Genomic DNA, 14,696 nt, shown 5'->3' with positions numbered 1-14,696 from the left:
GGACCGGACGTACGCGATGCCCGTCGCCGCGCTCGCGCTTAACTTCGCCTGGGAAACCACCTACGCCGTGAACGAGTTCCGCACCGCCGCGGAGCGGTGCCCGGTGCGGACGGACCCGTGGAAGGGCCCTGGAAGGGCCTGGCTCAGCCGTTGTTGCCGCGGGTGCGCTTGCGCAGGGCCAGGGCCAGGGCTCCCGCCGCCGCGGCCGCGGCGGCACCGCCCGCGACGATCTCCGCCGTGGGGGTGGAGGACCCCGCCGGGGACATACCCGTGTTCACGGAGCCCTTCGGGATGACGTGGCCCTCACTCGGGACCGGGCTCTCACTGGGGATCGGGGTCGGCGGCGTGACCGGCGTCTTGCTGTTCACCTTGAACTTGCCCGTGGCGAACGCCTTGGTGCCCGGGATGTTGCTGACGGCGGCCACGTCGTAGTCGCCGTTCTTCACCTCGGCGACCTTTGCCGTGCCGGACCAGACGCCGTCCTTGCCCTGGGTCAGGTTGACGGATCCGCCGAAGGCCTTGGAGTTCACGGTGACGCCCTTGGGCGGGGTGCCCTTGCCGATCTTCAGCGAGAGGCCGACCTTGCTGCCGGCCGCGCCTTCGCCCGGGGTCATCGTCAGGGTGCCCGTGTCGGCCGGGGTCCCGTCGCTGACGGTGAGCGTCGTGCTGACCGAGACCTCCTTGCCGTTCGCGTCCTTGCCCGTCATCGTCACCTTGTGCTGGCCCGGCTTGGCGTTCGCCGCCACGGTCCCCTGGCCGTAGATGTTCTGGAAGACCGAGGTGTTGGTGAGGACCTCGCCGGTGACCTTGACGTCGGTCAGCGCCGGTCCGTGGAGCGTGGTCTTCACCGTGTCACCGGGACGAGCCGTCGACTTGTCCAGGGTGACGGAATTCTCCTTGTCCGACGGCGACTGGGACGCCTGAGGGCTTGCCACGGCGGTCGGAGTTGCGTCGGCCGCGAAAGCGGCGGTCGGGGAGCCGATGGCCATTGCCGCGGTGGCAGCGAGCGCCGAAATGATGAGTGCCTTGCGCATGGTGAAACCCTCCTGTGGGCCGGACGATTTCCGGCACGCCAGCCATGAGTGCCATTCTTCCGGGTTCGGTTCCGGTGCTTCCTACACGCCCGATAGGTCGACATCGAAAGACCTTTTGTTAAAAAGTGCAGGTCAAAGGGCTTGTGCGGGTATTTTCATGGAGATTCTTTTGTTGGAACATTAGGGACCAAAGACCCGGGAACAATGTCCGATCAGGGGGTCCGATCGGTGGAGGCGTCCGGGAATTCAGCCCGAATGTCCAGTGGTTCCGGCGTATCCGCCGGCGTCTGCCTTTCCGGGCAGTGACGTGTGGCCGATTCACTGTCCCGCCCGCGCTACCGGCTTCGGCGGGAACGGCCTATCGTGCCGCGTACGGGGCCGGAGTCGGACAGGGAGCGTGCGTGGAAGGCAGGTCGTACCTCGGGGTCGACGTGGCGGCTCTCGATCGCCTGACGGACCGGCAGCGAGAGCTGATGAGGCTGCTGGGGGATCCCGACTTCCGCGGCGCCTGCGAGAACAGCCCCGCTCCCTGGAGCTCCATCGCCCAGGAGGCCGCGCGCAGGAGCGTCTCCCAGGAGGACGTCGACAACCTGCTGCTCGGGTTCCAGGACCCCGACAGCCTGCGGGCCTTCGTGCTGACCGAACTGCGCGTCATGGGGGACGAGAACGAGCAGGCCGAAGCCCTGCTGACGGCGGCGGGCCGGCTGTGGGAGCAGGAGCGGGTACTCCCGGGGGCCTCCGGGACTGCCCCCGCGAACCCCTCCGCGGCTCCCGCCGCCCGGCCGGAGCGGCGCTACACCGGGATCACCCCATGGGACGGCGACATCTGGTGCGCCCTCGACACCCGGTCCGACACCCAGGTGTACGTCCGCAGCGAGGGCCGCCCCGGGGAGTCGGCGCGCTGGGAGCGCCGCCCGCCCCGCTTCCGGGCACTGAGCCGCTACGGCGAACGGCACTGGTGCGGCTACGACGGCACCGCCGGACGCTGGATGTACGTCGAACACGCGGGAGCGGCCCCGCCGCCGGACGACACGCCGGGCTGGACGGCGGATCCGCCCGGTGAAAGCGGCCGTGCGGCGCCCGCCGAGGAGGAGGCGCCCGAGCTCGACGAGGCGGTACAAGGCCTGGTGAACGCCGTGCGTTCCGGCGCGATCACCCTGACCCAGCTCTCCACTCCCGCGCGCTACGCACACCACTGGGCGGCCCTGCCCTCGCTGGGCTCCCTCGCCGAAGCGGCGGCCCGGGCGGACGCGGCGCTGGAGCCCGCCGCCGCCCACTCCAGGGGTGAGGCCTGCCGGAGCGTCGCCGCGCTGCGCGCCGAACTGCACCGGATCGGCTCCCGCTTCGGCGCGATGGAGCGCTGGCCCGAAGGCTGGAACCTGGACGACGGCACCGGCCCCGACCATTTCGCCCACATGATCCGCCTCGGCTGCCAGGACCTGCGGCGCTCCGTTCGCCGCATCGTCCGGGCCCCCCAGGGCGGCGACCCCGGGGCCGCCGCCCGGCAGGGAGGGGGGCGCGAGGAGGCGGCGGTGGCCCAGGTCATGGCCAACCTCGTCAACTTCGCCTGGGCGATGGGCAGGACCAGGTGCCACAGCGAGACCTTCGCCGACCCGCTGAACAACGCCGAACGTCTCGCCCGCCTGAACGAACTGCACGAGGCGTGTCCCGACCTCGCGTCCACGGCGGTGCGCACGGCGCACTACGTCGTCGGCTTCCAGGCCCGGAACATCACGGGAAGGGACTACGACCTCGCACTGCGCCAGGCCCAGAAGGTGCTGCGCCGCTACTCCGAGCAGCTGTTCACCCTTGAGGACCGCTGGCCGGGATGGGGGGACGACGAGGACGCGATGCCCGCCCAGGGCCCCACCGCCTACGGGGCCATGATGCGCCTGGGCTGGCAGATGCTGGAGGCCGAGCGCCGGGAACTGCGCACGTTCCTCAACTGGGAGGGCAGCACGCGCAGCCCCAACATGGGCAGGCCTGCGGCTCCGGGCAACTCCGCCCTGCGAGCCGTGCGGGCAGGCCTCCCCAAACGCTCGAAGCCGCCGGCCCCGCTGACGTTGCCGGGCCTCGCCGAGCTGCGGGCGCTCGTCGGTGCGATGGCCGCGGAGGGCTGGCCGGCGAGCGCCTTCGCCCGCCCGCTGACCGCGCTGGAGACCTGGCGGGCGAGCTCCGTGCTGCGTGACGGCTACCCCGAGTTCCGCGACCGGGCCGCCGCCGTCGCGCGGCTGTACGAGCACCGGGCCACCGACGGCGAGGCCTACCGCGACGCCGTGGCCCGGCTGCTCGGCGTACTGGAGGCGGTCCGCACGGTCCTCGGGCTCATGGGCCCCGAGTGGCCCTCCACCTGGGCCGCCGCCGGGCACCCCCTGCCCGAGGAGTCTCCCGCCGTCCTCAGGTTCCTGATCGAGGACGGCAAGAAGGAACTGCGCCGCTCCGCCCGCAACCTGGCGGAGGACGTGCGGGAGGAGTCCGAGGCGGCGGCGGGCCGCGGCGCCGGGGCCCCGCGCGGCACGTCCCGGCCGGGTGGCGCGACGGCCGGGCGAGGGGCCGGGCGCAGGGGCGGGAGCCGGCGGGATCCCGCCCCGCCGAGCCGCCGCAGGCACCGGCAGCGCTCCGCCTCCTCGGTCGGCTCCACCGTGCGCCGCTTCTTCTTCGGCGGCGGCCGGGACCGCTGACGGCCCTCGACGGCACGCGGCGGAGCCCCCTGCCCGATCAGCTGCCCGAACCGCCGCTGTGCCCGGGGCCTTCGAGGCGGAGGATGGGAAAGGGCTCCCGCCCGGGGACACGGCATGGACCGGCGGGAGCTCCGACGGTCCCCGGACGCCCCCTCCGGTGGGCCGTGGACGGTTCCGGGCGGCCCGCGGCGCGCGGGCCGCCCGGCCGGGAACCGGGACGGGGCGGGCCGCACCGCAGCCCCGGCACCCCTGGACGGGCACACCGGGCCGCCGCTCGCCGGGGCCGGATCAGATGTCGCGGAGCGCGTCCTGGAGCGCCTCGTTCAGCTCCCCGGCGCCCACCGCCTCGAAGTCCACCCGGCCCTCCTGGTGGAGCGGACTGACGTACTCCTCCTCGTACGCGTACGGGACTTCGAGGAGGAACAGGTTCAAGCGCGCCAGGAGCCGGATGCGCGGCACCCGGTCCTTGGCGTCCGACGAGGCGCGCGGATCCTGCTCGGGACGGTTCCACGTGCTGTCCTCCCAGCCGGGATCCTGGGCGAGGCGGATCGCGACGGCGGTCCAGCCCGCGCCCTCCCGTACCGCGTCGATCTCCGCTTCGAGGGCGAGGTCGACATCGGAGAACTTCAGTACGCCGTGGAGGGTGAGCCCTGCGGAACCCGCCCCGCCGACGAGCGGCGCGCAAGCGGACCAGTCGAGCAGCTCCGCGTCCTGGGGGAACAGCCTGCCGAGCCAGTCGGAGCTCTGGGACATCTGCGTCCTCCTCGTAGGGATCACGTGGTCCCGCGGTGGTCCCGTGCGGTTGCGGACCTGCGGCCACACTAGGGCGGCCGAGCAGGCGCGTCCGGCCCCGCGGGGCACCCCAACGCGCAGGTGGACGGGCCCCTTTCCCGGCTCGGCGCGCGCCCGTAAGGAACCCGCGATGCCCCATCGGACCGATGAAGACGACCCCGTGTATGCCCTTCTGGGCACTTTTGTCCGATCGGGCGGCACCATCATGGGACGCTGCCCAAGCCATTCGAAGCGAAGGACGACATGAACTCCCGACTTCTCGCCCGGCGGTCCGGCCGGCGGCGCACGGCCCTGCGGGCCACGGCCTGCGCCGCCGCCCTCCTCACCCTGCCGACCGCCTCGATCGCCGGCGCCACCCTCGCCCGTGCCGCCGCCCCGGTGGCGGGCCCGGCCGGATCCTTCCCCCTCACGGTCGACAACCCCTCGGGCAAGGACCTCTACCTCACCGTCGTCGGCCAGGTGACCCCGGGCCACTACTCCTTCGTGAAGCCCGACGGCACGACCGCCCCCGTCCACCACCCCGCCGACGGCGACCGGGCCGCGGACCACAAGGACGGCAAGGCCTATCCGAAGATGTCCTTCAAGGTCGCCGGCGGCGCCAACGGCATCACCCTTCCCCCGCACATGGAGGGCGGCCGGATCTTCGTCTCCGACCGGCCGCTGTACATGGACGCGGCGCAGAACGGGTCCGGCCGGCACGACGACTCCGGGTACGGCCAGCCCGACCGCAACAACCCCCGGGACCCCAACCGGGACACCCGCTACGACTTCTTCGAGTTCACCTACGCACACGGAAGGATCGCCTTCGGCGGCAACACCACCCAGGTCGACGGCTTCTCCGTCTCGATGACCGCCGAACTCAAACAGGGCGCGTCGCACTTCGACCGGAAGGTCGGCATCGCGGGCAGGACGGCCGGGGCCGTCATCGAGGAGTACGAGAACTCCCCCGACGTCGGTCCGGCCTTCAAGAAGCTGCTGGACGCGCCGGGCACCCACATCACCGCTCCCCGGTCCTCCGCGGACTTCCGGCCCGGCGGAGCCTCCGCGCACTACTTCGACGCCACGGTGGACGAGGCGTGGGACAGGTGGGCCTCGGGGTTCGCCCTGACCGACGGTGACACCACCTACCGCGGCGGTGTGCGGGCGGGCGCCGACGGCCGTTCGCAGCTGGCCTTCACCACGTTCCGGAAGGAGGGGAACGAGGAGGTGGCGGTGGACACGGGCCACGTCGACAAGCCCTCGACGGCGGACGTTGCGGCCTGCTCGGGCTCACTCGCCACGGGCAGCGACACCGAGAAGTTCGTCGAGGCCCGCCTGTGCGCCGCCTTCAACCGGGGCGTGGCGCTGAACGACACCGCCACCTGGTCGGACGCCTCGCGGTACTACGCCAGGGACACCGGGGTCCCCTTCAACGACTACGCGGCCTTCTTCCACTCCATCAGCCTCGACGGCCTCGCCTACGCCTTTCCCTACGACGACGTCCACGACGGGAGCTCGGTCATGATCCTCCCGAACTCCGACGCACCGACGAGCCTGAAGCTCACCGTCGGCTGAGCCGACGGCACCCGGCCGCGTTCACCCGGTGCCGGCTCCCCCGCCGTCGTCGGGGAACCCCGGGTCGTTTCCGCCGCCGTCCGGCGGGGCGGGGGGCGACGGGCCGTCGTCCGGCCCGCCGGTGGCCGGCGGCGTCGGGTCGGGACCGGTGGTCGCGGTCGGGCCCGACGGCGGCTGCGTCGTGCGCGTCGGCGGCGGTGTCGTCGGCGGCGGTGTCCTTCTGGGCGGCGGAGTCGTGGGCGGCGGGGTCGTGGGCGGCGGAGTCGGGGTGATGCCGCTCATCATCTTCAGGTCGAAGGGCACCGCGGCGCTGCCCTCCAGGGCGCTCTTGGTGTAGGCGGCCCACACCGCGCCCGGCGGCCCACCGCCGCTGACCCTCTCGAGGCCGAGCGCCCCGTACAGGGGGCGCAGCTGCCCGCTGTCCGGGTCCTGGCCCATGACGGAGACGACCGTCGCCAGGTCGGGGGTGTACCCGGCGAACAGCGCCGCCTGGTCGTTCTCCGCCGTGCCGGTCTTTGCGGCCGTCGGCCGTCCGATCCGGCCGGCCGCCTTGGCGGTGCCGTTGGCGACCGTTCCCCGGAGCATGGCCGTCGCGGTGTCCGCCGCCTCCCGGGGCACCGCCTGGACCGCTTCCCGGTCGGGCAGGCTCAGCTTCTCCCCGCCACGGGTGACCGAGTCGACCAGGGTGTACGGGATGTGCTTCCCGTGCGCGGCCATCGTCGCGTACGCCTGCGTCATGTCGAGGACGCTCGCCTGGGCGACGCCGAGGGCGATCGACGGGTCGGCGCCGAAGGAGGACAGGTCGTCCGGCAGGCCCATGGCCACGGCGGTCGCCTTCACCTTGGCCGGCCCCACGTCGACGGCCATCTGCGCGAACACCGAGTTCACCGACTTGTCCGTGGCCGTGCTGACGGTGATGGGACCGTACGACACATCGTCCTCGTTCTCCGGCGCGTAGGGCACGGGCGAGCCCTTGACCGGTGTCTTGCTGTCACCGTTGTAGATCGTGTCGGGGCCTATCGGCTGACCGTCCTGGGTGTGCGAGCGGTTGGCCAGGGCCGAGACGAACACCAGCGGCTTGAAGGTGGAGGCGACCGTGGAGTCGTGCCGGGTGGCGTTGTCGACGAACTGCTTGGTGTAGTCGATGCCGCCGTACAGGGCGACCACCCGGCCCGTCGCCGGATCGATCGACACCCCGCCGACGCGCACGTTGCGGTCCGCCGCCCGTGCCGGGTCGAGCTTGGAGTTCACGTTCTCCTGGACGGCCCGCACGAAGTCGTCCTCGCGCTTCCTGTCGATGCTGGTCGTGATCTGGTAGCCGCCGCGCGCCAGCTCGTCCTTCGTCACCACCTTGTTGTCCAGCAGGTACTGCTCGGCGGCCTTGGCCAGGTAGCCGCGCTGTCCCGACAGTCCGGACGGCGGTGTCGGGTCGATGGGATCGGGGAAAGCCATGGCGGCCCGTTCGTGCTGGTCGAGCCAGTGCTCCTTGACCATGCCGTCGAGCACGTAGTTCCACCGGGCCACGGCCTGCGGCCGGGCGTCCGGATTGGTCCGCACGTCGAGTGCGCTCGGGGCGTTCAGCAGCGTGGCCAGGTACGCGCCTTCGGCCGTGGTCAGCTGCGAGGCGTTCTTGCCGTAGTAGGCCTGGGCGGCGGCCTGGATGCCGTACGCGTTGCGCCCGAAGTAGCTGGTGTTGAGGTACCCCTGGAGGATGTCCTGCTTGGACTCCTCGTTCCCCAGCTTGACCGCGATGATCAGCTCCTTGGCCTTGCGGGTGAGGGTCTGTTCCTGGCCGAGGTAGGTGTTCTTGACGTACTGCTGGGTGATGGTGGAACCGGACTGGGCGGGGCCGCCGGTGGCCATGTTCCAGGCGGCGCGCAGCATCGCCTGCGGGTCGATGGCGGGTTCGGTGTAGAACCCCCGGTCCTCCGCGGCCAGTACGGCCTCCGCCACGCTCTTGGGCACCTGTGAGAGCTGGATGTTCTGACGGTTGAACTCGCCGGTGCGGGCCAGCAGGGACCCGTCGGAGTAGAGGAAGACGTTGCTCTGCGCGGTGGCGGCCGCGTTCGCCGCGTCGGGCACGTCGACCACCATGTAGCCGGTGATCACGGCGCCTATGCCCGCCACGAGCAGACCGAGCGAGGTGCCGAGCACCCAGGGCCATCGGGGGATCCAGCGGCGCCAGCCTGTACGGCGGGGCCGGGGGGGCGCGGCGCGGCGGCGCCGGTTCCAGCGCGGGAGCCAGAGCCTTCTCCCGTTGTTCCGGGGCGGTGTGTCGTGGGTCATCGGGTGGTCCTTGCGGGGTGTCGCGGGCCCGCGCCGGTTCGCACCGGCCGGGGCGGGGTGGACCCGGCCGGTGCCAACCGCGCAGGGTGCCGGGACCACAGCAGCCAATCAGTCGCGGACCGGCCGCCCCATCCACCGATCGGAGCCGGTACCGGGTGTGCGCGCGGTCCCCCGGCGGCCTCGTCCCGGGGCGCGCGCTGCCGGGCCGGTTGGGCCAGGCCGGTCGGGCCGCGCGGATCCGGACCGTCCCGCCCGTCCGACCGTTCCTGCCTCGCTGCTCCCGTGCGGGACGGCAACGGCGCCCCGGGACCATCCGTCGCGTGGGCCGAACGGTGGACCGCATCGGCCGGTGACGCGGAGCACCCTGGACGCACCGCCCCTCGGTCCCCCACCCGGTCCTTCCCGGGGGGGACCGCCGGAACAGAAGGAAGTGACTCGATTGACCGGCAGGCAGAACCGGCAGACCTCGGCGACGATCCAGGAGGTGTGCGCCGACCCCGTCGAAACCGGGATCCCGGGGCTCGGCGGCGTCGGCCCGTGCTTCGAGCCGCCGACGCGCGGCGGTCCTTCCCGCACGGTGGTCCAGCGGATCGTGATCCCGCCGGGCTTCGAGACCGGCTGGCACTACCACCCCGCCGACGTGCTGGTCACGGTGGTGCGCGGAAGCCTCACCCACTACGACGCGATCGGCCGCGTCGACGTCCGGCCGGCCGGTACCTCCTTCCTGGAACCCGCCGGGATGATCCATGCCCACCTCGGCCGCAACGACGGGGACGAGCCGGTGGTCATGTACGTCACCCACGTCAGTCCGGTCAGCGGGGCACTGGCGCTGCCCCTGCCCGTCGCGGCCCCGGGCGACGGGGCTCAGGGCCCGGCGGCGGCCTGACGACACCGGCGGTATCAGACGAACGCCTGCCGGTACCGGTCGAACCATTCCCGTACCGGGGTGGGCTCGGAACCCGTCAGGCTCTCGAACGTCCCGGTGACCAGCTCCGCCTTCCCCTCACGCCAGGCACGCATGTGGAGGATCACGCCGAAGTCCGCCTCCTGCGGCGACAGCCCCATGCCCACCAGCAGGGCGCGGAAGTCCGCCTCGGGAACGTCGTGGTAGGCGACCGGCCGTCCCAGGGCCGCCGAGGCGCATACGGCGATGTCGGTCATGGACAGCGCCTGCGGCCCGGTGATCTCGTAGTTCTTCCCGGACGGCCCGTCGGAGGTCAGGACCGCGGCGGCGGCACGGGCCACGTCGTCGGCGGCGACGAAGCCCACCCGGCCGTCGCCGGCACAGGCCCAGAGCTCCCCACTGTCACGGACCGCGTCCGCATGCGGCAACAGGCTCGTCTCCATCACCGAGTTGGGCGACACGAGCGCCCACTCCAGACCGCTGGCCCGCAGGGCGGCGATGGACGCCTGGTGGAGCTCGTCGAGGGGGTCGCCGTCGTGGCGGACGCAGCCGTGCAGCTTCACGATCCTGCGGACACCCGCCGCCCCGGCCGCGTCGATCACGGCCCTTTCCCGCGTGTAGACGTGCTCGTCCATCGGCGACACCAGGAAGACGGTGCCGACGCCGTCCAGCGCCGGGGGCAGGGTCGCGGGATCGTCCATGTCGCCGACGGCGACGTCCACTTCCGCCGCCAGGAGGCGTTCGGCCTTGGCGCGGTCGCGGACCAGGGCCCGCACGGGTACGCCCTCTTCGGCGAGCCTGTTGGCGATGCGGCTGCCGAACATTCCGGTGGCTCCGGTGACCAGGATCATGTCGATGCCTTCCTTCGAGCGAATTGCAAGATATCGGACTATTACCCCTTTCGGGGTGCATCCCGCATCGGCCGCGCCCACGGTCGCCGCGAGGCGGTGCGCTACGGCGCCGTGATCACGAACTGGGTCACCGCGGGCACGGACGTCAGCGGAGGGGCACTGCTGTCGGAGACGGTGAAGGCGACGGAGAAGGTGCCGGCCGTCGTCGGAGTGCCGGTGACCTGACCGGTGTGCGGGTCGACGGCGAGGCCCGGCACGGCGGGTCCGGAGAACGCGTAGCCGTCGAGGGGGCTGTTGTACGCCTGGTCGCCGCCCGCCGCGAACCGGCTGATGTCGATGCCGGTGACGGGTCGTCCGACCGTGCCTTGGAACGGCCGCCCCGGATCGAAGTCGATGGCCGGGGCGGCTCCCAGCGCCGCCGTCAGGCCCATGACGGTGCCGGAGAGATTGGTGAGCACGTTGAGGGCGGCGGTGGCGCCGACGCGGACCGGGAAGGATTCGTCGGCGTCGGTGGTCTTGAGGCGGAGGACCGAGTCGACACCGCTGATGCACGAGAGCACGTCGACGGCCCAGCCGTAGGCCCCGGCGCCGCTCGCGGAGTCGTCGGCCGCGAGGCAGACGAGCTGGACGAGCCCCAGCGTCGTGGTGAGGACCGGGCCGACCTTCCCGTCGGAGAGGTTCTGGAACCACGCGGTGTCGGCGGTCGCGTCGCCCGCCATGTGGGCGTACAGTGTCGCGCCCGAAAGGCAGACCTGGGCCGCCTGTGCGGTGAGGGCACCGCTCGCCGGGCCCGCCCAGGCCCTGCCCGCGACCGGGGGAACGCTGCCGATCACGCCGGAGAACACCTGGGCGGCGGTGGCGATCACCGCCGTGGACGTGCCGACGCAGTCGCTCCGCGATTCCCACATGATGGCCAGGTCCCCGTACAGGCTCGCGATCGAGTCCAGGATTCCCAGACCCGCGCAGACCGCCTGGAGGCGGTGCAGGTCCGCCGCGCTCCCGACCGCGTCCCCGCCCTCCCCCGGGACTCCACCGCTCTGCCAGGGCGGGACCGGCAGGGCCGGGAAGACTCCGCCGGGGAAGGGTGCCGAGTCGGCGCCGTGGAACACCTTGTACGTCGTGGTGAGGAAGAAGGCGCCGACGAGGTGGGACATCCCGCCGACGGTCAGCGGCTCGGGCACGGCGATCCCGGCCTCGGTCTGGACCCAGGTGTAGAGGGTGTTGACGGGGCCCAGGTCGAGGGGCACCGACAGCAGGTCGGCGAAGCCGAGCGCCATGTCCGCGAGGACCGAGAGCAGGCCGTCGACCAGCGCGTCGAGCACGTCCAGGGCCGCCAGCGCCACCTGCTCCAACGCCTCCAGCAGACCTGCCACCGCGGTGGTCCGCGCCATGCCGGGATCGGCCGGGTCGAAGAGTGCGGCGCAGGCCGCGGCGACGTCCCCGAGGGCCGCGGTCAGGTCCGCGACCAGGGAAGTGGCGTCCACCTTCGTGCGGAACTCGTCGAAGGCTGCGGTCAGCGGTGAGTCGGCGGCCGGGGAGGGGAAGGCGGCGCCCGGCACGCCCGAGGCGGCGATGACCCGGTTGAGCAGCCAGGCGGCCTGCGGATCCTGCGTCAGGTCCCGGACGGCGGGCACGGTGCCCGCGGCGGTCGCGGGCAGCGGCTGGACGTTGGCGAAGTCACCCGCCCTGGATTGGGCGAACCGCTCCTTGAGCGCCGTGAACTCGGCGGTGACCTCGGCCCTCCTGCCGGAGAACCAGTCGTCGGCCAGCCCTTCGAAGTGCCGGAACGTCGCCGCGCAGAGGGGCATGACCTCAGAGGTCGCCGACTCCAGGGCCTTCTTGGTGTCCCAGATGTCGCCGAAGTCGAACACGGCCTTCAGCCAGTCCGCCACCCGGCCGATGTCCTGCACCACCGTGCGGAGCGCGGCCTCGGCCAGGTGCACCGCGCTGTCGAAGTCGTCGATGGCGAAGTCGGCGAGTTCCACGATCTTCTCGCCGAGCAGGATGAACACCTTGCCGACGTCACCGGTGACGAACGCGTTGCAGACCTCGATCACGCCGTTGCGGATGCCCTCCCACACATCACTCGCGAAATCGGCGAACTCCTCCCAGATCCCGCCGTATTCCGGCAGGGCCCGGACCGCCGCGAGGTACGCCCGCGCCTCGTCCGGGGTCGCGAACTCCACGTAGCCGAGGCCGGTGCGCGGCAGCCGGCCGACGGCGCAGCCGTGCACGGGAGAGCGCCGGCCCGGGGCGCTTCCGGGCGGGCGCGCGGTGAGGGGCTGCCCGGTCCCCGCCGCCAGGGCGTTGCGCACCGCCGCGACGACACCGTCGGCCTGTTGCGAGGTCGTGCCCGGAGCGACCACCGGCCCTGCGTCCGTCCGGGCGGCGAGCAGGGACGCACCACTGAACGGGGCGTCCCGGGAGGCCAGGGAGCCGGTCCCGGAGAGGAATCCGTGGACGCCGGACGCCTGCTGGACGGACACGCCGTCGGCGAGTCCGGGAGCGTCGACGCGCAGGGCCGGTGGAGCAAGGGACCGGGCGGCGGTCGCGACGGTGATCCGGCCCAGGGCGTTGGTGGTCAGCCGGGCGGCGCGTTCGGGCCCCACGAGGTACGAGACCCCGTCGGAGACGAGCTCCACCCTGGACTGCGCCGACACGTTCAGGGTCCGGCCCGGCATCGCGACCCCCGCCGTGTCCAGCAGCGTGATGTCGGAGACGTAGTGGGTGACCGGGGCCGGGGCGTCCGTCACCGGCAGCCGCACAGACTCCTGCGACCACCGGGCCGACAGCAGGTCCTGGCCGGCCACGCACCACTGGTTCGCCGCCGAGGCGTCATCCTGCCTGATCAGCTGGTTGGGCAGGGAGTCGGGGAAGGGGTCGAGCGCGTACTCCAGGACGCCGGGCCGGATGCGTACCGCCATCGGCGCCGGCGCACCCGTGGCGGTCGAGGTCTGCGACCAGGCCGGTCCGCCGTTCGCCCAGCTGCTCTGGTGCAGGACCTGGAGGGTGCCGACGGAGTCCAGTCCGTAGACGTGCAGCATCCGGTTGGCGTCCGCCCACGCGCGCGCCGTGGAGAAGCCCAGCCCCGGTGTGACGTTGCTGTACCAGCCCGGTCCCTGATCGGTGTTCAGCACGTTCGTGGTGACGAGCCCGCCGGAGGTGTCCAGATGGACCACCCCGAAACCGATGCCCCCGTAGTAGACCGGGGGTCCCTGGTAGGCGCCCACCAACTGCGCCACGTCCGAGGCCATGACGCAGGGGGTGCCGCCGGCGTCGATCCTCACCAGGTCCTCACCCTGCTGGACGAACAGCGTCCACGAGGACGGACCGGCGAGGCCGACGTAGTCGGCGCCCGGTGCCAGGACCGGGATCGAGGGGGTGCTCACCTCGAAGGCCGGGACGGTCGTACGGGCGCTTCCGGCGCGTATGTGCCAGAAGTGGTCGCCGACCGGGTTGAGGCCGAAGACGTGCGGGGTGGTCCCGTCGTAGAAGAGCCGCAGCTTCGAGATGCCGACGACCGGGACCGGGGACACCAGGGGATCCGCCGCCTGCCACCGGCTCGCCGTCAGCCCGTTCGCACTCGTCCCGGTCAGCCGCGCGGCCGCCAGCGTGCAGGCGCCGTCGCCCGGCGGACTGGTGTACAGCGCCCACACGCTCAGGTCGAAGGGGTGGACGACGACCACGACCTCCTGCGCCCGCACCGGGGCCGAGGTGCCGGAGAGGAGGGCCGGGGTCTGCTCCCACCCGGATCCGGTGTTCTCCGAGCGCCGCAGCCAGGTCAGGACACCCTCGGCGCTGATGACGAGGGCTTCCTCCGCGCCGTTCGCGAACGGGTTCGCGAACAGGGCGATCCGGTTCTCCCCGGCCGCGGCGTCCACTCCGCCCGGCGCCAGGCAGTCCTGCATCAGCAGGCTCGACGAGACGACCGATCCCGGCTGTGGACCGATCGCCTGCGCACCGGCGTCCGTGGTCGATCGGATGCTCATGTCGGATGATCCTTCCGTCGTCATGGTGCCGCCTCCGGGCCGGGCGCCGGACCCCTGGCGCAACCATTACCGGCTTGACGTGGGCAGCACGCCGTTCGCCCGCAGTGGATGTGAGCCAGGAAGTGGAATTCCGCTCCGTGCCGCCCCGGCCCTACGGTGGGCGGAGGGCGCCCACAAGTCCGCCTCTCGGTGCGGCCGTTCGTGCTTCGGCCGCACGTTCCGCCATCCTGGTCCGGTCCCGTCGGGCAGGAGGCCCTGCGACCGGACCCTCCCGGGGGGACGCGGGAGTCAGCCCGGCTTCTGCTTGTCGCGGGAGGTGCGGACGACGTTGACCGCCTGAGGACCCTTGGGCCCGTTCTCGACGTCGAAGGACACGGGCTCTTCCTCCACGAGCTCACGGTATCCCTTGCCGACGATGGCGCTGTAGTGGACGAACACATCGGCGGGATAAGGATTTCCGGGGGTGGCGGCACGGGATATGAAACCGAATCCCTTGTCGCTGTTGAACCACTTGACCGTGCCAGTTGCCATGTCGTCTCCGTGTTGCCGTGGCATGGGGCGGCGCTTCGGTGCACCGCCTCCCATGGAGCCAGCCGGGTGACATT

At 72.3% G+C, this 14,696-nt stretch carries 9 protein-coding genes; 3 read left to right on the top strand and 6 right to left on the bottom strand.

What is annotated here, in order from left to right:
* Positions 1–143: 143 nt before the first annotated feature.
* Positions 144–1,034, bottom strand: a complete 891-nt coding sequence (locus ABZW32_RS24650) for a hypothetical protein (RefSeq protein WP_356219340.1) — start codon at positions 1,032–1,034, stop codon at positions 144–146.
* A gap of 401 nt (positions 1,035–1,435) precedes the next feature.
* On the opposite strand from ABZW32_RS24650, the gene ABZW32_RS24645 reads away from it, so the two are divergent.
* Positions 1,436–3,715, top strand: coding sequence for a hypothetical protein (locus ABZW32_RS24645; protein ID WP_356219337.1), 2,280 nt, complete (start codon positions 1,436–1,438; stop codon positions 3,713–3,715).
* A 288-nt stretch (positions 3,716–4,003) separates the two neighbouring features.
* Here ABZW32_RS24645 and ABZW32_RS24640 read toward each other — a convergent pair whose 3' ends face one another.
* Positions 4,004–4,468 carry a hypothetical protein gene (locus ABZW32_RS24640; protein WP_356219334.1) on the bottom strand — a complete coding sequence of 155 codons (465 nt, stop codon included), beginning with the start codon at positions 4,466–4,468 and terminating at the stop codon, positions 4,004–4,006.
* 282 nt (positions 4,469–4,750) lie between these two features.
* Between ABZW32_RS24640 and ABZW32_RS24635 the strand changes: the two genes are divergently transcribed.
* Entirely contained in the window at positions 4,751–6,061 is a 1,311-nt protein-coding gene (locus tag ABZW32_RS24635) for a beta-1,3-glucanase family protein (RefSeq protein ID WP_356219331.1), read from the top strand.
* A 21-nt stretch (positions 6,062–6,082) separates the two neighbouring features.
* On the opposite strand, the gene ABZW32_RS24630 is transcribed toward ABZW32_RS24635, so the two are convergent.
* A complete protein-coding gene (locus ABZW32_RS24630) occupies positions 6,083–8,155 on the bottom strand; it encodes a transglycosylase domain-containing protein (RefSeq protein ID WP_356219349.1) in 2,073 nt (690 codons plus the stop codon).
* Between the two features lie 631 nt (positions 8,156–8,786).
* On the opposite strand from ABZW32_RS24630, the gene ABZW32_RS24625 reads away from it, so the two are divergent.
* Positions 8,787–9,233: a cupin domain-containing protein gene (locus tag ABZW32_RS24625; protein WP_356219328.1), complete on the top strand. Its 447-nt coding sequence runs from the start codon at positions 8,787–8,789 to the stop codon at positions 9,231–9,233.
* 14 nt (positions 9,234–9,247) lie between these two features.
* Here the strand turns inward: ABZW32_RS24625 and ABZW32_RS24620 are convergent, their stop codons facing one another.
* The 3 genes from ABZW32_RS24620 to ABZW32_RS24610 all read right to left on the bottom strand — a co-directional run bounded on the left by ABZW32_RS24620 (position 9,248) and on the right by ABZW32_RS24610 (position 14,622).
* A complete protein-coding gene (locus ABZW32_RS24620) occupies positions 9,248–10,102 on the bottom strand; it encodes an NmrA family NAD(P)-binding protein (RefSeq protein ID WP_356219326.1) in 855 nt (284 codons plus the stop codon).
* Between the two features lie 101 nt (positions 10,103–10,203).
* Positions 10,204–14,091, bottom strand: a complete 3,888-nt coding sequence (locus tag ABZW32_RS24615) for a hypothetical protein (protein WP_356219323.1) — start codon at positions 14,089–14,091, stop codon at positions 10,204–10,206.
* A gap of 288 nt (positions 14,092–14,379) precedes the next feature.
* Positions 14,380–14,622: a cold-shock protein gene (locus ABZW32_RS24610; RefSeq protein ID WP_356219321.1), complete on the bottom strand. Its 243-nt coding sequence runs from the start codon at positions 14,620–14,622 to the stop codon at positions 14,380–14,382.
* Between the last annotated feature and the right edge of the window lie 74 nt (positions 14,623–14,696).

The sequence above is a fragment of the Streptomyces sp. NPDC004667 genome, from assembly GCF_040609475.1.
Taxonomy (GTDB): Bacteria; Actinomycetota; Actinomycetes; order Streptomycetales; family Streptomycetaceae; genus Streptomyces.
Note: the sequence above shows the minus strand (reverse complement) of the source record. Positions and strands in the feature narration are given on the sequence as shown.

Excerpts from the sequence above, each read along its gene's own strand:
- ABZW32_RS24635 (WP_356219331.1), top strand. The coding sequence starts at position 4,751 with ATGAACTCCCGACTTCTCGCCCGGCGGTCCGGCCGGCGGCGCACGGCC.
- ABZW32_RS24610 (WP_356219321.1), bottom strand. The coding sequence starts at position 14,622 with ATGGCAACTGGCACGGTCAAGTGGTTCAACAGCGACAAGGGATTCGGT.
- ABZW32_RS24650 (WP_356219340.1), bottom strand. The coding sequence starts at position 1,034 with ATGCGCAAGGCACTCATCATTTCGGCGCTCGCTGCCACCGCGGCAATG.
- ABZW32_RS24630 (WP_356219349.1), bottom strand. The coding sequence starts at position 8,155 with ATGGTGGTCGACGTGCCCGACGCGGCGAACGCGGCCGCCACCGCGCAG.
- ABZW32_RS24615 (WP_356219323.1), bottom strand. The coding sequence starts at position 14,091 with ATGAGCATCCGATCGACCACGGACGCCGGTGCGCAGGCGATCGGTCCA.
- ABZW32_RS24620 (WP_356219326.1), bottom strand. The coding sequence starts at position 10,102 with ATGATCCTGGTCACCGGAGCCACCGGAATGTTCGGCAGCCGCATCGCC.
- ABZW32_RS24640 (WP_356219334.1), bottom strand. The coding sequence starts at position 4,468 with ATGTCCCAGAGCTCCGACTGGCTCGGCAGGCTGTTCCCCCAGGACGCG.